Consider the following 23133-nt stretch of genomic DNA (forward strand, 5'->3'; position numbering starts at 1 on the left):
AACATGACGTACAACGGGATCAGGCCGGATCAGCCGGCCTCAGTGGAGAATGTGTGCACCATGATCTCCATCTGGCGCAGCGATATAATTTTTTTCTGGCCAGGACTGTGAACAAGAAGATTGATGTGAAACAGCCGATCGGACTTTCCGTCATAAAAGACATATGAGATAAATGGTCCACCTTTTACCTCTTCATTATGCTCCCAGAGACCCTCTACCCTCCACGCTTTCCACTCGCCTAAATCAATAGGCTCAGCTCGTTGATAGACATCGGTAAATCGAATCTTATCATAATAAGCCATGGGGAAATCGTTTACCAGTTCAGTTACCATCAGCTGATCAAGTTCCTTAGACCTTGGTTTATCTATCCAGTTTACAGAGAACCACCTGTATGGGAATGATCTCCCGATCCAAACGAAATTCCGTTCAGGTTCCTCCCTGATCACGACATAATCATGTTGAATACGAAGACGCCAGTGGTATTTTTCCCAAAGTTCAGCGGAAAGTTGTTTCTCCTCTCGCCGTTTGAAAACGTGTTCTTTCTGTCTCTCTAAGAAAGCCTTGTCATACTGTTGAAAAAGCCACGTTCCTCTGTCGCGTAATCCGCGAATCAGATCATTTGGATCTTTGCCAACAACCAGTGAAAAAACCTGGCCGCGGGCAAAATAATCCCGAGTGGAGAAGACCTGATTATTCCCGCCGGCGGCGAGGTCTAGCTGAGCTGAGGGAAGCATTGACCTGGCGATCCTATCGGCGGTGGTATCAGGGATTCCCAGTACCGAGATCACCAGCAGATTGTGACTTCGCTTCACAGAACTGAACTCGAAAGGGTCGATGTAAGTGATATCAAAATAGGTTTCCGGAGCAGGGGTATAAAAAGCCCTGCCAAAAACGGAGTCGATAACGGCCTTCACGTGAGGCCGATCCTCGAAAGAAACCACAACATGAAGCTGATTCTCAACACCGCCCGCCCGTGGTTTGTAATCGCAACCAGAGAGAACAAACGCCAACGCCAATGCTGTCCTTATTAAAATAATCTTCTCCTTCATCAATTTACGAGGTCAAAATCGGCACGGCGCTTTTCTAGGCTGACGCTTCGAACGCGAATCCTCACATTGCGCCCAAGCTGATACTTCTCTTCGTAACGCTTACCAATAATGGCAAATTCCAGTTCATCATAAAAGTAGGTGTCATCCTGCAACGAGTCGATGCTCACAAAACCTTCCACCATAGTGTTTTCCAGTTCAACAAAGAATCCAACTGAAATTACTCCAGAAATAATGGAGTCGAATTTCTCCCCAATGTGCTGTGAAAGCCAACGGATTTGCTTCAGTTTAATATATTCCCTCTCTGCTTCTACTGATTTGATTTCCGCTTCGGTAACCTCTTTGGCTATGGCGCTGGCAGTTTCTCTGGAAATTCCTTTAATGCTATTGTCTCTTAGAATATTTTTTTTAAGATAACGGTGGACCAAAATATCCGAGTATCTTCTTATAGGAGATGTGAAGTGAGTATAAGTTTGAAAAGCCAAACCGAAATGACCCCGGTTGTGGATACTGTAGATCGCTTTGGACATGGTGCGGAGGGCAAGTTTCTCTATCAAATCTCGGTAAGGTGATACCTCTACCATTTCCAAGATGTCCCTGAAATCGGCAGGCTTTAGGCGCTGAGGTATGTTTTTCCCCAAACTGAGACGACGTAATACGCCAACGAACCGTTCCATATCATCCTCCGGAGGCTCATCGTGGATCCGAAATATGAATTCATCTTTTCTCTTGCGACGTTTGATGACCTTTTTTGAAACCTCCCGGTTCGCAAGCAGCATGAATTCTTCCACAAGGCGGTGACTTTCCAGACGTTCACTGGGTGTGATCTCGTGGGGTTTCCCGCCGCCGACAAACTTGAAAATGGGCTCCGGTATGTCAAAATCGATACTACCAGCCTGGTGGCGTTTTTGGGATAATCTCCTAGCAATTTTATTTAACTCTCTCAGCTCTTCAGCAAAAGGAGCATTTTCACCGTCCAGCACTTTTTGCACTTCCCGGTAAGTAAAACGGTGTTTGCTTTGGATGACTGACTTCTCCACTCTGATTGACACTACGTTGAAAGAACCGTCCAGCTCCATAAGAACAGACATGGCAAGTCTATCTACATCCGGTAGCAGTGAGCACAGTTCTGCGGAAAGGTTGTCCGGGAGCATCCTTACCGTCCCCTCAGCAAAATAGACGGTGTTTCCCCGCTTTCGCGCTTCCCGGTCCAGTTCAGAACCTTCGTATACAAAAAAACTGACATCGGCAATGTGCACACCGGCGACAAAATTTCCGTTCTCGTTCCGCTGTACTGAAACGGCGTCATCCACATCCCTGGCGTCCCAGGGATCAATGGTTAGGGTTACCAGATCCCTCAGATCAGTCCGGTTCGGAATCTCATTCTTTATATCCTGGTCTGTCCATTTGCTGCTCTCTTTCACAACCCGGTTGGGAAATTCAGATGTTAAATCATACTTGTAACAAACTACGGCCATATCGTCTTCAGCATTTTCAACAGAGCCGACCCGTTCAACAAGTTTGGTGACAACGGGGGAATGTGGGCTACCCCAGTCAGTCACCTTAGCAAGAACAATATCACCATCAGAGATTGAGTCACTTTTCTTAGTCTCCAGCACGATTCCCCTTCGTGGGGAGACAGGTTCAATCAAAAGCTTAAAATGTCCTCTGTTACCCACCACCGTCCCGACAAACTGGTCCGCCTTTCTGGCAACGACCCGATGTATAATTCCTCCACTCCGGTGGTGTCGTGTGGCGGGGAGGACAATCACCTCAACGGTGTCACCGTTCAGAGCTCCTTTAAGGTTTTTCCGGCCCACAAAAATGTCCTCTGATCTTTCATCGGTTGAGACAAAGCCGTAGCCGTGGCTGGTAAGTGCCAAAGTACCACGAAGCCTTTCCCCGGTAGATGCCAGTACAAGAGCACCTCCTCTTACTCTGATGAGAGACCCATCGTTCAGAAGCTCATTCACGGCACGACTAAAAGTTCGGTAGTTATTATTACTGACGCCCATGCTCCGGGCCAGTTCCCGCTTGCGAAAAGTTTTCCCCAAATGCTTCCGGAGAGTGTCAAGAATCTTTTTTTTCATTTGATCTCGCCCGAAATCCTGATGTGAATCTTTCCTTCAGAAGGTCTACTCTCCTTATTTACGGCATACTCTACGGTAAGAAGCCCCAAGACTGTGGTCTGCCTGAGACCAATGCCGACCGCCAGTGGCCGCCCCGGGAATGAATGTTGCGCTCCGTCTAAAAAGCTGTACAGCCAAACTGTGTTACCCTGTTGATATCTCAATTCAAACTGCTGAATCACCATCCAGTCCGATCTGAACATTTTCTCCCGGTAGCCACGTAAAGTGGCTGCACCACCGTAACGGAACTGCTCCCCCTCCGGAGTCAACCCACCGCCAACAATAGCTGACCGTCCAACAGAGGTTGTCAAAGAGCCGCTCCATGAACCAATTAGAGGCTTTATCCACTCACCTTTGGCTGAGACCACGGCCAGTAGTTTACTCTTGTTGTCTTCACTGCGTAAATCACCTATATCCAGTCTGGAGTCTAGTAAAAAACCACTGGTTGATAAATAGGAATGATTTCTTCTGTCCAGTTTCTGTCGAAGAGTAATTGCACGGATGCTGTATCCCTCAATTCCGCTCTCAACGCCAAGATCCGTTGCTGTGGTAACGGCTTTAGATATTCCCGCTGATAGGTTACCAAAACGTGATCGGACCGAGGTAACGGCCACATCCGCCTGCCGTCTTAGAAAAAGACCGTCCTGCAGTGACTGAGAAAAACCGAACTGAGCACCAAAATCGATGGATCCTAAAAAGGGGATTACCTCTTTAAGCGCCAGATCCTGAGAACGCTCGTCTTTCCTGTTCCAATTCAGTTCAGTAGTTGTTGCCGAGCCGAAAAGATTGCCTAATCTGATGGAAAGATCCCCAGTTAATCTTCCTTTCCCGTCACCATCGGGTCGGTATCCAACAATACCGGAAAAACTATTGTTGAAGCGTGAACGGACCGGTACAACAAGGGCTATCTTTTTATCCCCATACCGCCAGTAGCTTGGAGTATCAGTCAGTTCAAGAAAAGAGTAATTCGTCAGCCTTGAGTGGACCTCAGCCAAAGTGGTGGCAGATGCCGGACGCTCAACAAACGGTGAACCGATCTTCCCAAGGATTCCATTCGAAAGCTGATCGGTGCCGGCAAAAACTACAGAATCGATGGAAACTGTTTCACTATAGCTGTTACTCCAGACAAGATGTATTGATCCTGAAATATCGTTTCGTCTGATGGATTGCAAATGGAGGCTAGCCTGAAGCCGGCCTTCTGTGACTGCACTCTCTTCCCACCATTTAACACTTTCTTGTATCCGTTGTGCAACGTCATATTTATTGCTGTCTATTTCCACTATTAGACTGTCTCCGGCATGAAGCAACTTCATTAACGACAACAGACCTGCAATGATGTGTTTAAAACGAAGCACGGACCTCTCCCGTAAACATGAGGAAGTTTTGGTGGACGGCATCATGGAGATAGGTAGTATTGAGATTTAGGGTCAGTTCCTCTGTCAGATTCAAAACGGCAGTGACGGTCGATCTTAGGTTCAGTCCCAGCTGCATCCCTCGGGCTGCTTCCGGCGGAAGGGAAGAGAGTGTCTCACCGTTCTGAAAAACATTAAACATGCCCAGAGAGCCGTCAATGCGGCCACGACGTCCTGGAAACATGAGTGTCTCTAGCTGAACACCTGTAATGGTAAGATCGTGCGATTTGGACGCACTCTCTCCTATATTCTTCCCAATAATCAAGTCACCCCCCAACTGCAACGCCTGGTCACGTCGCCACCTAACACCTGTCTCAGAGATCCATCCCTCCGTCATTCGCTTTCTGCTTAAAATAGATGAGTTGTGATCTATGAAGTGTCCCGATATATCCAAAACCAAAGTGAACAGCTCCCCAAGCGGCTCTTCCCAATTTAAAGTCAGCTCCTGCTTTTGCCTGTCCCGCAATTCCTGGATGGACTGTGCCACCACCTCTCTCTGACCCGCCGCTTTTAAACTTACTCTCCTGCGCGTTTTTCTCGGCACATAGCGGAGATCAGTCTGCGCTGTGAGCCGGGAACGGTTAATTCCCGCACCACTGAGTGAGGGTGTTAACACAGCAGTAGCTGTGGCTTCCTGTCCAGTGAAATCGGTGGATCCCAGAAATCGCCAAGTAACATCTTTCAATAGGGCATTAGGAGAGTTTCGGAATTTCTTGCTTAGTCGAATCCCCGTTACCAGGTGCGTGGCAGGTGTCCTGATCCCCGATGGCAAGTGAAACACCACATAGTGGCCTGCCGGATCTTCAATATAGAGCCCGGTAGCGCTGTCGTAACGGAACTGACCCATGCCGTACGCCACCGAATCGTAAACCATAATCTTTTCTTCATAAAGGTTCCTTTCCAGCCGGAAATCAAAACTTCCCTGGGTGTCTCCTCTTTTCGGACTGTATTTCACAGAACCTCTTGCCAGTCTGTAGTTCAGGTCATCCCGCCCATCATTGAAGCTCTTTAGCCTCTGCTTCAAGACAAGGGTAGTGTTTAAACCTTTTCCAGATCGTCCTTTTAAATCTATCTCTCCGAGCCAGCTTTCTCCTTCATCTAGCCAAGTTGGAGAGGTGAGTTCACCGCGAAAATCGTTCCGCTGGACAATGCCAAGATTTCCGTGGAACCGCCCCTTTTCCACCTGGATACCAGCCGACGATTCGTCAAACTTCATGTCAGCAGTTCGCATTTCCTCTTCCCGCCGAAAGTAAGGATGTATGTCGCCCGGTAACAGACTGGTATAAATGCGACCGCGCCACCATTGGGAAATTGGCAGTCCCACCGTTTCTCGCTGAACATCAGTGAAATCGACAGACAATTTGTTCAAGTACCGGGCACTGTAACTGGACCGAACCTGCCATCTGTTTGACCTTTGAGTCACATCTCCATATCTTCCCAAACTGAAACTGGTGGTGGCCCTTTCCGGAAGATCGTGAGACAACGTGATTTGGGTCGTTTGCCGTTTCAACCCGCCCGCCACTGCCGAATCCCAGCTTTTTTTCTGGAGGTTCCATTCTCGCCAGAACTCCACCGGCGACTCCCGCTGAAGCGACATAAAGCCGCTCCCAGCGCCCCGTGTTTCAGCATTAATGGCAATGGCGCCGAGTTGTGCCGGAAGTTCGGATTTGTGTGAAATAGATATCTCTCCCGCTACTCCGCCTGAGGAAGTGACACCCTGAGCCAGTCTGTTAGGGTTCAGCCCCGAACCGGCCATTTCAATTGATAAATCTGTTTGATCCGCCAATTTGAAGGCTGCTGTAATGTTTGCCACCTGTTGCATTTGCGGCGCTGACAGCATTTTCCACGGCACGTAGAGATCGGTATGTTGCTTTCGTTCTGATTCCGGGATATACTCAAAATAGAGTCGTCCTTCCGCTGTTACTCGCCGGGCGTAAAGACCGTCAGCACCCGCATTGTGAAACCCAACACTATACGTCTGTTCATCAAATCCTGTAATACTGTAAATAAAAATAGAATCATCCGGATTATCTGGATTTACAGTACGAACATATTCTCCCGATGAATCAGGGACAGCCAGCGACCGGACGATTAACGAACCTCCGGAAGTAGCAAGCAATGTTCGATCCTCAGATGTGAGAGGAAAAAAAGTGTTTCCAGAAATGTTGTCAGCTTCTCTGACCCAGCTTATTGCCACCGCAACCTTTTCACCACCCCATTTCTTGCTGGCTCCAGCGGAGGCCACTTGCCGTTGGAAGCCGAAATCGGCGTACTCAAACTCCACGTTGACGCGGCTGTTACTATCGATTAGGTGCCTTGGTGTGAAGGTTAGTTCAGACTGACCATAATCGATGGTATAATCAGCAGATTCTCCGCGATTCAACCTGTCACCATTCAACCAGACTTTCTCCGAACCGGCAGTGATCATGATTCGTCTACCGCCTTCCTTTCCGGTGAGGCGATACGGTCCTTGGTTCTGATCCTCGCCTCTGAACGCCATTGTGCGAAATTTTCCTCGGACCGAACCGACGACTACGGACGTATTTCTCTCCTTACCCCCTGATGAGAAATTCACCCCTTCAAGGCGGCGATCGTGTCGCTGATACCGGCCATTCCGGAGTTTTAGATCTATATCACCAGCTTTAATTATTACAGTTGGGTGTTTTACTTCAATAAATACTTTATCAATCTCACTAAGGGTTCTGGTGTCACCTTCCGGCTGAATCGGCGTGTTTTGATCGGAAAGGACTCCGTTGATGGTCATCTCTTCGCTCAGTTTTCCTTGAAGGTTCAACTGAAGCCCGCCGTTCATAATAGTTCCCGAATTCGAGGAAATGCCGACGGATCGGAAAATGGTGCCGTCCACAACTAGAGGTAAACGGGGAAATTTTGCGGTGTTGTTCATTGTAGCGGTTTTGGCTGATCTAATAGGAGTCATACCCAGTAAAGGCAACCGACTGACTGCAGGTTCTACCGCTACGGGAATATTGCCCCTGAGATAGTCGTAGGAAACCTTTACAACACCACCTTGCCGAAGAGTTCCTTCTAGAATCAACATTCCGTTTACACTGTCTAGTCGGAAGTCGGGAAGAGAAATGGAATCGCCCACGACTGATACAGATCCCTCAATGACAAACCGTTGGTAAAAAGTAATCGTTGAGTCACCTTCAGCAATAGTAATCGTTTCGATGAAATGCTCAACAGCGACTAATCGGTTGTCATCGGCTCTCCCCAAGGATAGTGAAGTGAGCAGCAGTAACGAAAGTACTCTATTCAGCATATATCAATTGGGCTTGAAAGATGTGGCCTGAACCCTCTTCAAGAATATAGACAGTTCCATTTGCCAAAGCCATGTCGGAGACGGCCCACTGTGTTAAACTTTCCTGCATTACTTCAGCTTGACTATCCTGACCTACAATAAAGAATTCACCCTTGACAGTTCCCACAAGCCATTCGTTTCCGGTGGTTTCGATAAATTTTAACTCCATATTCAGTGACCTGCGCCAGAGCATCCGGCCATTCCTACTCAGTACCAGGAACCGGTTGTCACTATCTATGAGGCCGATCTCATTGGTGGAGTTGATTGCCACTGAATTAATATCAACAAATCTGTCTGTGCCATAGTTCTCTCCACCCATAACCGAAATGACAGTTCCACCTATATTCATAAGTGTAAGGTCGGCTTCGGAGTCACTTGCTACCAATACTTCACCGGCGTGATTGCGGGCAACCGCTGAAGGAAACTCCACCGGTTTGTCTGTTGAAAGAAGATCCAGCTCTTCCAAAAAGTTCAGTTGCCTGTCAAACTTGAGAAGCCGGTGAGTATCGCTGTCCACAATAAGAACATCAAGTCCCGGTGCGGCGGTGAGATCGCTGCCGCTGGTGAATAGTTCATCTGTCTCACCCCAACCTCCTGCTATTCGGGCATTGTCACCATCAGCCGGCAACCGAGCAATAAGCGACCTTTCTTCATCCAGTAGATAGAGATCACCGAAAGAGTTCACCGCCATCCGCGTAGGCGAAAACTGATTGCCGGTGAGCTCTGGCGGAATCTGAATTTGCGTCCAATTGCTAAGCGTCACCTGACCTTGCATTGAAGCCGTAGCAAGCAGCATCAGAAAGAGTTGTCTGATGGGGAGACCTGTTATTCTTTTTTGTCTAAGTTTCCGCTCCCGCGGCGGAATCATCATGCGAGGCTTTTCCCAGTTTATTGATGAGAGTGATTCCGATAATGAACATACATATGGAAATAATTTGTGCACCGGATAGGCCTAAAAGATATTCGTTGTTAGTACGTATAAACTCAATCAAAAACCGTTCCGTTCCCGCCAACATGAGGTACAGTGCAAACCGTCTCCCATGGGGCCACGACACTGTTCTCAATTTCCAGAGGATGGCAAAGATGCCAAATCCCATGAGGGTTTCATAAACTTGAGTAGGATGAACAGGCACCAGTGTGGGCGGTGCACCTTTCGGGAAAGTCATTCCCCACGGCAAATCAGTGGCAACACCGTAATCGTCTCCCACAAGTAGGCAACCGATTCTACCTGTAGCATATCCCAGTATCAAAAGTGGAGCAACCATGTCTGCCCATGCTAACCATGGTTCATTCTTTTTCTTTATATAAAGAGTCACCGCCAGCATCCCCCCGGCAAGTCCTCCAAAAAATACAAGGCCAGATCCGCTGAAGATCATTCCCAAGGGATCGGCGGAAAAAGCACGAAAATTCTCAGCCATATAATAAATCTTGGAACCGACAATCCCACCAATGGCAGCCCAGAAAACAGCGTCCCCGGCCATTTCGGGATCTTTTCCGAGGCGCTTCAATTCCTTTGTGAGAAGGTAATAATCAACCATGAAAGCCACCATGAGCATAAATCCATAGGACGGGATTTTGACAGGGCCGATTTCAATGATATAAGGTATCATGCCAGTTTGTTTCCACAATTTGAACAGAAATTTGTAGTGCCGTCAATCTTCACTCCACAGTTGGGGCAGAAATTTTCCCCCATGTCAATCGTAGACATTTTTTGCTTTTTTTCTGATTGCCAAAAGACTACACCAATAAGAACTACAACAATGCAGAGAATTGCATACGGTTCGTAGGTGGGAAGACTGTACCGATTCACAACTCCGGACTGGGGGGTGTCTGACTGTAAATTCTGAGGCGGCATCCTTTCCAGCATGTCCTGTAAGATGTCAACAGTCAGTCTTCCTGTCCTGTTGATGTAAGAGAATGAGAACGTTTTCGGCGTGCCTGCTGGGAGGAGCTGTGATATGTGCTTCCTCATATAAGAAAGACCATGGTCATCACTGATGCTGTCAAGTCCCGTTTCCGAGAATCTAAAATTTTCGCCACCCAGCGGTTGCTGAATTGCGACGTGGTATTCCTCCAGCGGATAATTCAGTTGGAGAATGTATTCTCCCTCTCTTCGATCTCCTTCACTGAATGGATTGTAATAGAACTCAATCTGAAATTCCTGTTTAACAATTCTGGTATCGATCCACCGCCTTCCCGATTCTCGAATCTCTGGTAACGGTGAAAGATTGGAAGATGTATCGCTTTGACCAATAGCCATAGCCACTTCCGCCCCCTCCGGCAAAGGAAATTTTAAATTCAGGGGTAATCTCTCATTCGCGATCTCACCCGTCAGGATCACCAGCACGCCGGGTCGATCGTACTCCGGCCAAATGGCGGCGATGAAACTTTTAAAGGGACTGTCTTGGGCTTGTGATGCCGAAAGAAGTCCCGCAAGGAGAAGGAAAACCGTTCTAGAGCGCGTTTTCACATCCGTTGGAGTTTAGGTTCACTGTCACGGATTATCAACGGAAAAGGCAAAGGAGAGTTCCTCCACTTGGGGCACAGTCCAACTGGGAGCAATTATGGCACTGTGACCGTCAAACCGAATATGACGACGAAGTCATAAATCATATGGGTGTATGCAACAATTCCGAAACCTCTCACAACATATAGTGAGCCGAGCAAGGTTCCGGCGAAAAGACGGTATAGAAAGACCGAAACATCGAACATATCACCGTAGGGACCGACAAAATGAAACCCTGAAAAGAGGGCGGCGCAGGTGATAACAGACATGACTAGCCGCCAATTCTTCTTCCACATGAATATGAGTTTAAAAAGCTGCGATACGGCTGTGATGGCTACGACGCGGAAAACGAATTCTTCATAGAGCCCGGCACCGATGGCTAGTACCACCTGCCGTATAAGGTCTTTCCCTGATGGGAACATTAAGAGTGCCGGTACATACCGCATGAGCAGGTAGAGCATAAATCCCCAGAATATTCCCTCAGCCAGCATGCAGAGGAGATAGTCGCTTTTCACCACTGTGATATGCCAATTTTTTTTCTGGAGGAGGAATACAACAAGAAAAATGACAATGAAAGAAATGCTCAATATATAGAATCCCCAGTCGCCGAACATGGCCAGAAACTGCCTCAGAAGTACATCGGCACCGTTACGTAGGGTCACCATTTCATCCCGACTCAAGAACAGTACCATTACCTCATAAATGGCGAAGAAAGGCAGAACAAAAATGAAACTATAGTATGGAGAGCTCGATAGCGACCAGTAAGAGAGGCTATTTTTCATCAATGAGTGAGATGGAAGCCCGGAATTATAGATAAATGGCGCTCACTTTCCCTGGTCAACCTTGAACAGAGCAAGAAACGCCTCCTGAGGAACCTCCACCTTACCGATCTGCTTCATCCGCTTCTTACCCTCCTTCTGTTTGGCCCACAGCTTCCTCTTTCGGGTAATATCACCTCCATAACACTTGGCTGTCACATTTTTCTTGAAAGGCCGTACAGTCTCTCGGGCAATGATCTTTGAACCGATGGCCGCCTGAATTACCACTTCGAACATCTGTCTGGGTATAACCTCTTTCAAACTCTTACACAACTCTCTTCCCTTGCTGTAAGCTGAATCACGATCAGTAATTATGGAGAGCGCATCCACCGTATCGCCGCTGATGAGAATATCCAGTTTCTTCAGAGGTCCCGGCCGGAAGCCAATATGTTCATAGTCGAACGAAGCATATCCCCGGGAAACCGATTTTAGTTTATCGTAGAAATCGAAGACGATTTCCGACAGGGGAAGTTCATACTTCAGTTGCACACGCTGCTCGGAGAAATAATGAGTGTTCACAAATGTTCCCCGCTTATTCTGGCAAAGCTTCATAAGGCCACCCATGTATTCGGACGGAGAAATGATCTCCGCCGCCACATACGGTTCATGGATCTCCTCTACTTCACCTGGTGTCGGAAGTTTTGTGGGATTGTCAATTTCGATAATATCACCATTGTTTTTAAGAATTTCATACTTCACATTGGGCACGGTAGTAATGAGACTGAGATCGAACTCCCGTTCCAACCGCTCCCGAACAATGTCCATGTGGAGCATCCCCAGGAAACCGCACCGGAAGCCGTACCCCAGTGCCGTGGATGTTTCGGGCTCATAGGCCAGTGAAGCGTCATTGAGTTGAAGTTTTTCAATGGAGTCACGAAGCCGTTCATAATCGTCACTGACTATTGGGAAGAGCCCGGAAAATATCATCGACTTCATTTTCTGGTAACCAGGCAACGCCTTATCAGCAGGATTCTCTTTGGTAGTGATGGTATCCCCGACTTGCAATTCCTTAATTTCTTTCAAACCAGCCACGATGTAACCAACGTCTCCTGCCTTTAGCTTCTTGGCTGGGACCCGTTTCAGCACAAAGTGACCCACCTCAGTGATCTCCCTCAGTTTTCCTGTGGACATGAACTGGGCAGTCATCCCCGGTTCAATAACACCACTAAACATGCGTATATAGGGAATTGCGCCACGGTAGGAATCAAAATTTGAATCAAAAATGAGGGCCCGCGGTGCGTTTCCTTCGGCTTCAGCAGGCGGTGGAATTCTATCAACAATAGCTGTAAAGAGATCACCCACATTTTCGCCGGTCTTGGCACTAACATTGAGAATCTCATCTTCAGAACAACCGATGAGATCCATTAGTTGCTGTTTCACCTCGTCAGGCCTAGATGTTGGGAGATCTATTTTATTCAAAACAGGGATAAGCTCCAGATTATTTTCCATGGCACTGTTAGCGTGACTCACTGTTTGCGCCTCCACACCCTGGGCCGCGTCCACTAGCAGAATTGCTCCTTCGCAGGCCGCCAATGAGCGGGAAACTTCGTAGGAGAAATCGACATGCCCCGGTGTGTCAATGAGATTAAATATATATTCCTGGCTGTCCGAATTATGGTAATGTATTTGAATGGGATGGCTTTTGATGGTAATGCCCCGCTCCCTCTCCAACTCCATGTCATCTAAGACCTGATCTTTCATGTCCCGCCTCGAGAGCGTGTTTGTCATTTCCAGAAAGCGGTCTGCCAGTGTTGACTTGCCATGGTCAATATGGGCTATGATACAGAAATTTCGAATATAGTTTGATTTCACGACGGCGAATTTACCTGTATGTTACTAAGACACCAAAAGACGAGACTAAGAGAAAATTAAAATCTGTAAGCTACACGCGTTGTTCGCGTCCTCAGCTCTCTACCCCTTTCCCCTTTGCCATAATCCACACGGTATCGTAAACTCATCGCCATCTATTTAACTGTTGTTTCGGACCGAACGGGGGATCATCTATGACAAAAGCGAGAGCGGGATTAATATCATTTTCAATCATTATTTTTCTCCTGGCTTTTTTTGGTGTTCAGCTGTTCGACGCGGTCTGGTCTTTTCCCTCTTTTTCACCCATCCCCCTAATGGTACTTATGTTAGTAGGCACCGGAATATTTATTACTGTTTGGCTCGGATTTCCCCAAATCAAACATTTGTGGCATGGCGTAAAAGTTACAGGTGGTGTTTATGACAACCCCAATGATGAGGGTGATCTGAATCATTTCCGAGCCCTCACAACAGCCCTATCAGCCACAGTTGGGATCGGAAATATTGCAGGGGTTGCAACTGCTCTCTACTACGGAGGTCCTGGCGCCCTTTTCTGGATGTGGGTCACGGCGTTCTTTGGAACTACACTGAAATTCGCGGAATGCTCCCTGGCACTGAAATACAGGCAGATTGGAGATGACGGCCTTACGGCCGGAGGTCCCATGTATACCATTGAGAACGGAATGGGGCGTCAATGGCGGTGGTTAGCGGTAGCTTTCGCCAGTTTTGCTGTAATTTGTTCCTTCGCTACCGGAAACGCCATTCAATCTTTTACTGTTTCTGACCAAATCTACTCCGAAGTGGCAACAGTACTTGGTGAAACCCACTTCTTGACATTGAAACACACAGTATGGACAGGATTTGAATTGTCTATAATGCAAGTAATCAACGGTCTGGTTCTTTCATCCATCATAGGTCTGGTTATCGTTGGTGGAATTCGCCGTATCGGAAATGTAACCGGTTACCTCGCACCTATCATGGCTGCTATTTATGTCACGGCTGCCATAGCTATCCTTATTACGAACTTCTCAGAGATAGGTAAGGGATTTGGAATGGTGGTCTCCATGGCGTTTAATCCACCTGCTGGAATCGCGGGTGTAGGTGGAGGTGTTCTGATGACAATGTTGTGGGGTATTAAGCGAGGTCTTTATTCAAACGAAGCCGGACAAGGCAGCGCCGCAATCGCACACTCTACCGCAAAGACGAAATACCCGATCAGGGAAGGAGCGGTAGCAATGCTTGGACCATTCATCGACACCCTGATAATCTGCACTTTGACTGGAATGGTCATCATAACAACAGGAGCATGGAAGTATACAGCCTATTTCGTAAGAATGACTGAATCCGATCCTGAAACGATCAGGCTGATTCTTGAAAGTGGAATATATAACGGACACAAACTTCTCAACAGTAGTCTTCTTACATCTTTCGCCTTCAAGGAAGGTTTAAGCTGGCTTTTCCCATACGGGGACAAAATCGTCACCTTGGCGGTGTTACTTTTTGCCATATCTACGGCTATCAGTTGGTCGTATTACGGGGATCGGAGTGCCAATTATCTGTTCGGAAGTCGCTCTCTGAAAATATATAAATGGTTTTTTATACTATTTTTCTTTATCGGCGCAATCGCTGAATTGGAGGCAATCTGGGCATTCGGTGATGCAGCACTTGGGATTATGACATTCCCGAATTTGATATCTATCATCATTCTTTCTACCTCACTGAGGAAGATGACCAAGGAATACTTTTCGAAAAAACATCTCACCTACAAGGAACACCTAGCACTTCAGGACAAAGAAGGGTGAGTGATAAAGATAAGTTTCTGGAAGTAGCACTAGAGGCCGCTGATAAAGCGGCCTCTTTTATTTCTGAACAAGCCAACAAGACGCTTAAGATCGACTATAAAGGAACCACTGATCTGGTAACAAATGCAGATGTCGCTTCAGAAAAGATTATTATTGAAACCATCAGAGCGGAGTTTCCTGACCATCAGATTCTCACAGAAGAAGCCGGCGGCACCCCAACCGGATCAGGTTTTCTCTGGGTAATCGATCCCATTGATGGCACTACCAACTTTGTTCATGGCTACCCCTTTTACGCCGTCTCCGTTGCAGTCTGTGAAGAAGAAAAACCGATTGCCGGGGTGATTAACCATGTTCACTTCGGCGACGTCTACAGTGCCACAGCCGGCGGAGGTGCTTTCTGTAATGGTGATCCCATTACTGTCTCCACCACTGATTCCCTGAAAAGGGGCCTTTTAGCCACGGGTTTCGCCTATGAGCATGACAAAATCTGGTCCCGAAATATGGACCTGTTCAGAAACTTCACTGACCTTACACAAGGTGTCCGCCGAGCGGGAGCCGCCTCTCTGGACTTCTGTCACGTTGCCCGGGGTTGGCTGGACGGTTTTTGGGAATATGAGCTGAACCCGTGGGATATGGCGGCGGGGGCACTCATCGTTCAAGAAGCAGGTGGTTCTGTGACTAAAACGGACGGAAGTGACTTTGCGCTGTTCAATCGCGAAGTGCTGGCTTCAAACGGCCACATCCACAGCGCCATGCAGGATCAACTGAAACGCTAGCCAAAAATCTTTTTTCTACCCTCCTTCTGACTCTCAAACAACTTTTCAACTTTCACTTTCAGGAGGTCATTAAACGTAAATATTCCGTTATCGGTAACCCGCCCGATGGCGGTGCATGGCACACCGGAATTCATACATAGCCGTTCAATCTCGATGATGGACTCTTCAGCCACTGAAATGATTGTCAGGCCCTCTGTTTCACCGAAAAGGAGTTCATCATTCCTGATCTTGGAACTCATATGAATCCTTGCGCCGAGGCCCGCCCCACCACAGATCAATCCGTGAGCAACCGTAGCAGCAAGACCACCCGCCGACAGGTGGATTATTGACTTTATAAGCCCAACTTTATTACCCACCAGAACAATTTCCCTCATTTGTCTCTCCGTGGCAAGATCCACCATAGGCACCGGCCCATTAGCTGAACCCAATTTGAGTCTAGCGTAAACAGAACACCCCAGTTCCCCTCGGTGACTTCCGAGCATCAAAATAAAATCACCGGCGTCCTTGAAACCTGCTGTCAGTTCCGACGCTGCCGAATCAGACCAACCGGACACAGCCACCGTCAACAGAGGTAAGGCAACATTCTCCGAAAACCACACCCTGGCTGAATTGACATTCAGCTGAAAAGCGGCTGCAGCTGTACTAACCCCTTCAGCTATCTCCCGGAAACGGTATTGTTCATTCTCAGTCAATCTTCCCGGGAGATGTACGGAAACGGCAGCATGCATGGGAGCTACACCCCCACTCACAATTCTCCGGACCGCTGCAGCAACGGCTGCCTGAGCGCCTCTTTTTGGATCGAGCCAAACCAAGTGATCATTGGCTGATATGCTTATAAAACTGCCCGGAACTTCGGCAGCAAGTCGTGAAGCTACCACGCATTCCTCAGTAGCTAAGATAACCAATAGGGCCGAGTTGAAAGATTTCGACTGTTTAATCTTATTCAAGGTAATACCGGATTGATGCATCAACTCATCCGGTGTTCGGATGTCGGACGGGACTGCTTCCTCACTGTCAAACAGACTGAAACAGGATACAGGTAAAGAAATGTCAGCTCCGGCAACTCTGAAGACGTTACCCTCGGATATTCTTCCCACAAGTGATGCCGAAACATTGTGCTTTCGTGCCATTTTCCTGATCTTGTTTTCAGAACCATTTCGGAAGACCACCATGAAAGCTATTTGTCCAACCACTTTTGAAGATTTTCTGTTGAGGTGCACCCCCATCAGGAAAAGCTTTGCCAGCCTGATAGCTTGCGTTGGCAGATCAGCCTCTTCAACCCGAACCGTGACAATACATTCTTCAACATCTCCTAACTCCTGAAGCAAGGGAGTCAACAGACGCTCGCCAGAGGGAGAGTCTAATAGAATCACAGCGTCACCATCGGTAGCTCCTTTGGAGGGCTCTTCCGGAACTTGATCACCGCTGGAAGCAGCCACGATGACTGAACCAGAAGCATTATCGGTAAACTCAAAGGATACCGGTTCATTTCCCACTGCCTTCGCAGTACGACTTACGGTTGTCCTAACGCCACGCTTCTCTGGCCTTGGGGTACGGCAGAGAAGTGATGTCATATGTGGAGTTACTCCCGATGCAATCAGATCATTGACAGCTCGGCCCATGACCTCTTCTAAGGCATTAAGAGTGACTGAACCTTTCGACCTGAATAAGTTGGAAAAAGAGATTGGCGCACCGATCTCTTCGCTTGTGGTCAGAATCTGAGCAAATCTTCGCTGCCTATCAAATTCGGCCCACCTTAGAAGCAGTGACTGCTCCTCATCAGAAGGCTCTCTGCCTAGGGTCGTCCTCAGATGTTGGTACAGATATCTGGGGAATTTTCTTTGCGTCATGATCTATAATTCAATCGCCATTTCTCGTCGAGCTGTCTTGATGATCTTTGTTGCCAATGGCAGTGCCACGCCTATTTTGTTCTTGATTTCTGAGGGTGAAGCCTGAGCTATTGTTTCCAGATCCTGAAACTTGTCGTAAAGCTTTTTTCGGGTGATCGGACCCACCCCTTTTACATCGTCAAATAGTGATTTGGTAGCCGATTTTGAACGCCGCTGTCGATGAAAAGAGACAGCGAACCGGTGTGCCTCATCACGAATTCGCCTTAGTAGAATAAGTCCCGGTGAGGCCTTCGAAACGGACTGAGGGTCAGAATAGTCCGGCAGGAACACCTCTTCCAGCCGTTTCGCCAAAGCAGCCACCGGTATGTAGCTTAGACCCAGTTCCTTTAGTGCACTCACAGCCATACTAAGTTGCCCCTTCCCACCGTCGATTAGAATAAGATCCGGAAAAGCAGTTTGCTCACTCTTTAGCCGTGAGTAGCGCCGGTGGACCACTTCCCGCATCATGGCGAAGTCGTCAACACCTTCAATAGTTTTGATCTTGAACTTTCGGTAATCACTCTTTTTTGGGTTCCCATCCACAAAACTGACCATACTCCCCACCGGATGCTTCCCCTGAATGTTTGAAATGTCAAATGCCTCAATTTTCCGCGGAGGCACAGCAAGATGGAGGTCTTCCTGCAACTGGCTCACCATTTTCGGAATTAACTCCCTTCGACGTTTTCGTTTTCTAAGTTGTTCGCTAAGTAGTAGGTCAGCGTTCTGACGAGTAATTCTTAGTAGCCTCGCTTTTTCACCCCTTTGAGGCACAACAAATTTTAATCGCTTTTCCCGTTTCGATTCGAGCCAGCTAGTGAGAGTCTCCTCGTCTTCCGGCCTGGCCGGCACCACGATCTCACCGGGGACGAAATGGGTGATGAGGTAGAATTGTCGGATAAAATCGGAAACCATCCGCTCCATGGTCTCATCATCCACACCCATGAGAAATACTTTTTCCCGTCCCACAATCCTGCCGCCGCGAATGCGGACAACCACACCGCAGGCGTCATTACCTTCATCGGCAATAGCTATTACATCCCGGTCCTCAAAGGAAGCGGTCGCCTTGTTCTGCCGTTTTGTATAAGCCTCTATCGATTGCAACTGATCCCTGTAAACGGCCGCCTCTTCGTAACGCCTATTGCTGGCCGCCAAATCCATCCGCTCTTTCAGGCTTTTTCGTATGCCAGACGTCTGACCGTGCAGGAACCGGATAACGTTGCAGATCATCTCCTGATAGGCTTCTTCAGTTACCAGCCCTTCACATGGACCTTGGCATTTCTTGATATGGTAGTCGAGGCAGATCGAATACCGTTTCGCTAAGATTGTTGCGCTGTTTAGTTTATAGTCGCAACTCCGAATGGGAAATATCTTGTGAAGAACTTTTAAGGTCCGACGGAGGTCTCTAACATCGGTAAAGGGGCCAAAGTATTTCGAACTGTCATGAATAAGTTTTCTGGTAATGAAAACCTGTGGATATGGCTCATTAGTAATTCTGATATATGGAAATGACTTGTCATCTCTCAAGAGAACATTGTAATGAGGCATCTGCTCCTTTATAAGATTTGCCTCTGTCAAAAGCGCTTCCACTTCACTGCCTGTAACGATCCACTCAAGGTTTTTTGCCTTGCGTAACAGGGAGTTGATTTTTAGTGAATGATTCGCACTTTTGTGAAAATAACTTCGAACACGATTGGTCAGCACTTTTGCTTTCCCGATGTAGAGCGTCTTCCCTTTACCATCTTTAAACAGATAAACTCCGGGCTTCCGAGGTAGCTGCGATAATTTTTCCTGGATTGTGTCGGTTACAGACATTAGAGCAAATTCAGAGTTCAGTGCCCCAAATTTACCCAATCAGAACCTGAAGCCCATAAAGGTCAACGGCAAGCAGATTGGACCTTGTCATCTTGAGCCCATCGAAGGATGACGGGTTTTGGACGGTGTTCACTCGGGCCTTTCGGCCAACTCTACCAATACGCCACCGGCACTTTCGGGATGGATAAAGATTATCCTGTAACCCTCCGCACCCACTTTAGGTTCGTCATTGATGAGGCGAATCCCATTCACCTTCAGTTCAGCCGTCGCCGCAACAATATCATCTACCTGGAGGCAGATGTGGTGGATCCCCTTACCCTGTTTTTCGAGGAATCCTTTAATGGATGAAACTTCTCCAAGTTCCGCCAAAAGCTCAATCTTTCCCCTCCCAGTATCGTATATGTCCGTAGTCACACCTTCGTGCGGAACGTCTTCCATGACACTCCGGTTGATACCAAGGATGTACCTCCAGAAAGGAGCATCCTTGTCGATCTCATCGGTGGCGATGGCCACGTGTTCTATACCAAGAATCCTCACTCTTTCAGATTAACACCGAGTCCAGAACCTTCCGGGAGGACTAGCATACCGTCTACAACTTTCACACCATCGAAAGGGTCATTTGATGTAAGAATATTTCCATCGAGATCGGCGTAATCCACCAGAGGAGACAGGATGGCGGCAGCGGTGATGGCAATAGATGTTTCTACCATGCATCCGAGCATGATCTTCATATTGCGCTCTCTAGCCATCTGAATCATTTTGTGTGCTTCCCGTAGACCACCGCATTTCATCAGTTTAATGTTGATGCCATCGAAGGCGTCAGAGATTGGAGGAATGTCTCCGGAATCGATACAATTCTCATCAGCAACCAATTCCAATGGTGAATACTCCCGGAGTTTTACTGTGTCGTCCAGATTATCCGCCGGGAGCGGTTGCTCTACAAATTCTACGTTCCGTTCAGCAAGCCAGTCACACATTTTCTTTCCCTCTTCCAGATCCCATCCTTCGTTGGCGTCCACACGAATCAACTTGTCGGTGACATCACGCAAAGCGTTAATGATCTCCTTGTCGTTATCGCTTCCGAGCTTCACTTTAAGTAGAGGATACTCTTCAGCTTCCATCACCTTTTCCCTGATCTTCTCCCGGTCATCAATACCGATAGTGAAGGATGTCATACACGCCTTACTAGGGTCAGCACCAAAGTGATCTGTGGCCGCGGTGTTATTCAGCTTGCCGTAAAGGTCGTGCAAAGCGAGATCAAAGGCAGCTTCCAGTGACCGCATACCATTAGCCTTAGGAAGTGCGGCATCCAGCCAGTCATCGAGAGAATCGTTCACCGACAACTCATCAAACGAAAGTGAATTGAGATGCTTAACAATTATTAGTGCATCTTCATCATAGCGGTCTGACGGGGCCGCCTCACCAACGCCCGTAAAACCATCTTTTGTGAAGTAAACCAGTACTACATCCACCATATCCTCAGAGCCCCGGGCTATTGTAAAGCGGTGCTTTAACTCAAGTCTGTATGTGGAGTAATGGAAATTCATCCAAGCTTTGATAAAAGGCCATCAATAACTTGATCCCCACCGAATCGAACCAGGTCCACAGCAGGAATTCCATATTTGTCACTGTAGTTTTGAATTGTGGTTTTGGCCTGATCTTCGCTCTCAGTATGTGTGATAAGGCTAAGTCCCATGACCTCGCACGGTTTGAATATTTGGACGAGACGGACATAAATATCCATCACCTCTTTGAAGTCTGCCATAGGATGTTCAAATGTATCAATATCCCTAGCCGGCTCATGACACATCAAAAGCATATCCGGCATGGTGCCGTGCAAAAGTCCCAGCGTAACGCCGGAATAGGCCATGTGAGAAATGCTACCCTGCCCTTCCACAACAATGAGATCCACATCATCCCCTACACGGTCAATTTCAGCCTCAATTGAACCAGCCTCAAAATCACTCACGATGGCATCCACCGCAACACCGAATCCGCCTAGAAGTATCCCCGTCTGTCCGGTTCCTACAAAGGCAACTTTCTTTCCCTTCTCTTCTAATTGCCGCTTCAACTCCCATGCCGCCGTCATTTTACCGGTGTCACAATCGTCCCCGACTGTCAAAAGGGTGGGTGTTTTTCGAGTGCGCCAAGTTCCTTCTGAGAACGGCAGTGGCGACGGCGGTTTCCTTAAATCGGTGATGCTGACACCATGTTTATCAGCCAGCGGAGCAAACTCTTCATCCTCAGAAAGGAAAGCATGTAAACCGCAAATCACATTAATCCCGCTTTCAATGGACTCACGCACGCATTGTCGCATGTTGTCTGGCAAAAAACCACCTTGAGTAGCGACCCCCACTACAAGCGTGTCGGGATTGAAATCCATCGCCTCTTCGAATGAACCCACAACAGGCGTATCGCCGCCCAGTTTTATGACCTCATTCGTCGTTTTCCCGGCGTTCTCTGAATCTATACAGCAGACCACTTCCTCAGGCCTGTATCGCAACAGAGCATTGGCAGTTTTGGCATAGAGAAAATCAAACCTGCCTTCTACAAGTGCAGCATACCGTTTCACGGTAATCTCCCGGTTAAAAACATATTAATCTATCTTCCCACTGTCTCACACGGACATGATGGTAATAAGGCAGGGAGAGATGAGCAACAGAAATCATGCCTGCACCCAAAATTCCTTTTTCCATTCAGGTTTCAAGATGCGATAGATACCGACTGTCAAAAGTGGAATAATGTAAACTACGATCATTCCGTAGGACATGGCTGCGTACCCTTTTGCAATGAGATCAACGATACCGATCCTCGCCAGCCCCACAGAAATCAGAAGCATGGCGGTGGCAAACAAAGCATCTTGCGAATGAGTCATCGGTTTCCGACCCAGTTCCTTCGCATGGGCGTGAAGCCTCTCAATAATTGCGTGGACAATACCTGTGGCGGTTTCGATGAGTGTCCACCCCACCACAACACCAAAAAGAGTAATGATAGCCGACCCTCCCACTGTCTCCAGCATCACTAGCCAGGGTACAGTGGCCTTAAAAACTTGTGGATCGGGATAAAAACCCATAAGACAGAAGTAGGTGAGAAACCAAGGAAACGTCATGAGAAAACCGGCAATCATCCCGGACCAAAAAGTTTCTCTTCGGGTAGACTGTCGTCTGAGGGTGAAAAGGGCGGGAGCAAAAACAAGATTATAACCCACATAGACAATACCAACAGTAATGGCCATTCCTACAGTAACTGGCTCCGAGGAAAAAGAGGTGTCACCCTTGGTAAGTGTGGCTACGACCTTTCCCCACCGATCTGAAAGAACAATCAGCGAAAAGAATATGTAACCTAAATAAAGAACAGCTGTACCGAACGTCTTGAACCGTTCTATGAGATGGCCTCCGTAGAAATTCAAAATGCCCACCACAACGGTAATGCTGAAAACTCCGGCCCAGTAGTTCAAACCCAGGGTCTGCTGGACAATCTCACCGGTGGCAGAAGCCATCACAGCGATAACAATAACCCCCAGCAACACGTAAACGATCTCGTAAAAAAACCACAGTTTCCACGCTACCTGTTTTACCAATGACCGGTAGTCGTAAGCTTTGTAAATCCGGGCCAGTTCAAAAGTGAGAAAACTGAGAAAGGCAAATCCCAAGAAAATAGTCAATCCGGCAATCCACCCTATAGCCCCGAGCCTTGCTCCGTATTCAACAATCTCCCGACCAGTCGCATACCCACCGCCTATGAGTACAGACTGCATGATGATACCGGGTAGGACATAACGTCCGAACCAACCCTCGAAGAAACTGTTAAGCTTCAAT

Annotated in this window: 17 protein-coding genes; 2 read left to right on the forward strand and 15 right to left on the reverse strand. The window is 47.8% G+C overall.

The genetic code is table 11. The features are described from left to right. Positions 1 to 29: 29 nt before the first annotated feature. The 9 genes from EYO21_07830 to lepA form a co-directional block, all read right to left on the reverse strand. The gene (locus EYO21_07830; protein ID HIB03709.1) at positions 30 to 1049 is read right to left on the reverse strand and encodes a DUF4837 family protein; all 1020 of its coding nucleotides are present in this window, start codon (positions 1047 to 1049) and stop codon (positions 30 to 32) included. Then, the gene (gene rnr / locus EYO21_07835) at positions 1049 to 3136 is read right to left on the reverse strand and encodes a ribonuclease R (GenBank protein HIB03710.1); all 2088 of its coding nucleotides are present in this window, start codon (positions 3134 to 3136) and stop codon (positions 1049 to 1051) included. The genes EYO21_07830 and rnr overlap by 1 nt, the downstream gene beginning before the upstream one ends. After that, positions 3133 to 4575 (reverse strand): hypothetical protein, encoded by a 1443-nt coding sequence (locus tag EYO21_07840; GenBank protein ID HIB03711.1) that lies wholly within the window; start codon positions 4573 to 4575, stop codon positions 3133 to 3135. The genes rnr and EYO21_07840 overlap by 4 nt, the downstream gene beginning before the upstream one ends. Next, positions 4517 to 7867 carry a hypothetical protein gene (locus tag EYO21_07845; protein HIB03712.1) on the reverse strand — a complete coding sequence of 1117 codons (3351 nt, stop codon included), beginning with the start codon at positions 7865 to 7867 and terminating at the stop codon, positions 4517 to 4519. The genes EYO21_07840 and EYO21_07845 overlap by 59 nt, the downstream gene beginning before the upstream one ends. Continuing rightward, complete coding sequence (locus EYO21_07850) at positions 7857 to 8777, reverse strand: hypothetical protein (GenBank protein HIB03713.1); 921 nt, start codon at positions 8775 to 8777, stop codon at positions 7857 to 7859. The genes EYO21_07845 and EYO21_07850 overlap by 11 nt, the downstream gene beginning before the upstream one ends. Then, positions 8746 to 9516 carry a prolipoprotein diacylglyceryl transferase gene (locus EYO21_07855; GenBank protein HIB03714.1) on the reverse strand — a complete coding sequence of 257 codons (771 nt, stop codon included), beginning with the start codon at positions 9514 to 9516 and terminating at the stop codon, positions 8746 to 8748. Before EYO21_07855 ends, EYO21_07850 begins: the two co-directional genes overlap by 32 nt. After that, positions 9513 to 10376, reverse strand: coding sequence for a zinc ribbon domain-containing protein (locus EYO21_07860; protein ID HIB03715.1), 864 nt, complete (start codon positions 10374 to 10376; stop codon positions 9513 to 9515). Before EYO21_07860 ends, EYO21_07855 begins: the two co-directional genes overlap by 4 nt. A gap of 92 nt (positions 10377 to 10468) precedes the next feature. Beyond that, positions 10469 to 11194, reverse strand: a complete 726-nt coding sequence (locus tag EYO21_07865) for a CPBP family intramembrane metalloprotease (protein ID HIB03716.1) — start codon at positions 11192 to 11194, stop codon at positions 10469 to 10471. A 42-nt stretch (positions 11195 to 11236) separates the two neighbouring features. Continuing rightward, complete coding sequence (gene lepA, locus EYO21_07870; GenBank protein HIB03717.1) at positions 11237 to 13042, reverse strand: elongation factor 4; 1806 nt, start codon at positions 13040 to 13042, stop codon at positions 11237 to 11239. Between the two features lie 191 nt (positions 13043 to 13233). On the opposite strand from lepA, the gene EYO21_07875 reads away from it, so the two are divergent. Both EYO21_07875 and EYO21_07880 read left to right on the forward strand, forming a co-directional pair. After that, a complete protein-coding gene (locus EYO21_07875; protein ID HIB03718.1) occupies positions 13234 to 14838 on the forward strand; it encodes a sodium:alanine symporter family protein in 1605 nt (534 codons plus the stop codon). 17 nt (positions 14839 to 14855) lie between these two features. Further along, positions 14856 to 15614 (forward strand): inositol monophosphatase, encoded by a 759-nt coding sequence (locus EYO21_07880; GenBank protein HIB03719.1) that lies wholly within the window; start codon positions 14856 to 14858, stop codon positions 15612 to 15614. On the opposite strand, the gene EYO21_07885 is transcribed toward EYO21_07880, so the two are convergent. The 6 genes from EYO21_07885 to EYO21_07910 form a co-directional block, all read right to left on the reverse strand. After that, positions 15611 to 17464: a hypothetical protein gene (locus EYO21_07885; protein ID HIB03720.1), complete on the reverse strand. Its 1854-nt coding sequence runs from the start codon at positions 17462 to 17464 to the stop codon at positions 15611 to 15613. The two genes, EYO21_07880 and EYO21_07885, sit on opposite strands and share 4 nt — an antisense overlap. Positions 17465 to 17467: 3 nt before the next feature. Then, entirely contained in the window at positions 17468 to 19315 is a 1848-nt protein-coding gene (locus EYO21_07890; GenBank protein HIB03721.1) for an excinuclease ABC subunit C, read from the reverse strand. Between the two features lie 129 nt (positions 19316 to 19444). Next, a complete protein-coding gene (gene mce, locus EYO21_07895; GenBank protein HIB03722.1) occupies positions 19445 to 19852 on the reverse strand; it encodes a methylmalonyl-CoA epimerase in 408 nt (135 codons plus the stop codon). Beyond that, entirely contained in the window at positions 19849 to 20862 is a 1014-nt protein-coding gene (locus tag EYO21_07900) for a dipeptide epimerase (GenBank protein ID HIB03723.1), read from the reverse strand. Before EYO21_07900 ends, mce begins: the two co-directional genes overlap by 4 nt. Next, positions 20859 to 21893, reverse strand: a complete 1035-nt coding sequence (locus tag EYO21_07905) for a DUF1611 domain-containing protein (protein ID HIB03724.1) — start codon at positions 21891 to 21893, stop codon at positions 20859 to 20861. The genes EYO21_07900 and EYO21_07905 overlap by 4 nt, the downstream gene beginning before the upstream one ends. A gap of 87 nt (positions 21894 to 21980) precedes the next feature. Beyond that, complete coding sequence (locus EYO21_07910; GenBank protein ID HIB03725.1) at positions 21981 to 23132, reverse strand: hypothetical protein; 1152 nt, start codon at positions 23130 to 23132, stop codon at positions 21981 to 21983. Between the last annotated feature and the right edge of the window lies 1 nt (position 23133).

The organism is Candidatus Neomarinimicrobiota bacterium, from assembly GCA_012964825.1.
In the GTDB taxonomy this organism is placed as follows: domain Bacteria; phylum Fidelibacterota; class Marinisomatia; order Marinisomatales; family S15-B10; genus UBA2125.

Coding starts and splice junctions, on each gene's coding strand:
- EYO21_07845 (HIB03712.1), bottom strand. CDS start 7,867: ATGCTGAATAGAGTACTTTCGTTACTGCTGCTCACTTCACTATCCTTG.
- EYO21_07840 (HIB03711.1), bottom strand. CDS start 4,575: ATGATGCCGTCCACCAAAACTTCCTCATGTTTACGGGAGAGGTCCGTG.
- EYO21_07885 (HIB03720.1), bottom strand. CDS start 17,464: ATGACGCAAAGAAAATTCCCCAGATATCTGTACCAACATCTGAGGACG.
- EYO21_07850 (HIB03713.1), bottom strand. CDS start 8,777: ATGATGATTCCGCCGCGGGAGCGGAAACTTAGACAAAAAAGAATAACA.
- EYO21_07900 (HIB03723.1), bottom strand. CDS start 20,862: ATGAATTTCCATTACTCCACATACAGACTTGAGTTAAAGCACCGCTTT.
- EYO21_07830 (HIB03709.1), bottom strand. CDS start 1,049: ATGAAGGAGAAGATTATTTTAATAAGGACAGCATTGGCGTTGGCGTTT.
- EYO21_07865 (HIB03716.1), bottom strand. CDS start 11,194: ATGAAAAATAGCCTCTCTTACTGGTCGCTATCGAGCTCTCCATACTAT.
- EYO21_07855 (HIB03714.1), bottom strand. CDS start 9,516: ATGATACCTTATATCATTGAAATCGGCCCTGTCAAAATCCCGTCCTAT.
- rnr (HIB03710.1), bottom strand. CDS start 3,136: ATGAAAAAAAAGATTCTTGACACTCTCCGGAAGCATTTGGGGAAAACT.
- EYO21_07875 (HIB03718.1), top strand. CDS start 13,234: ATGACAAAAGCGAGAGCGGGATTAATATCATTTTCAATCATTATTTTT.
- EYO21_07890 (HIB03721.1), bottom strand. CDS start 19,315: ATGTCTGTAACCGACACAATCCAGGAAAAATTATCGCAGCTACCTCGG.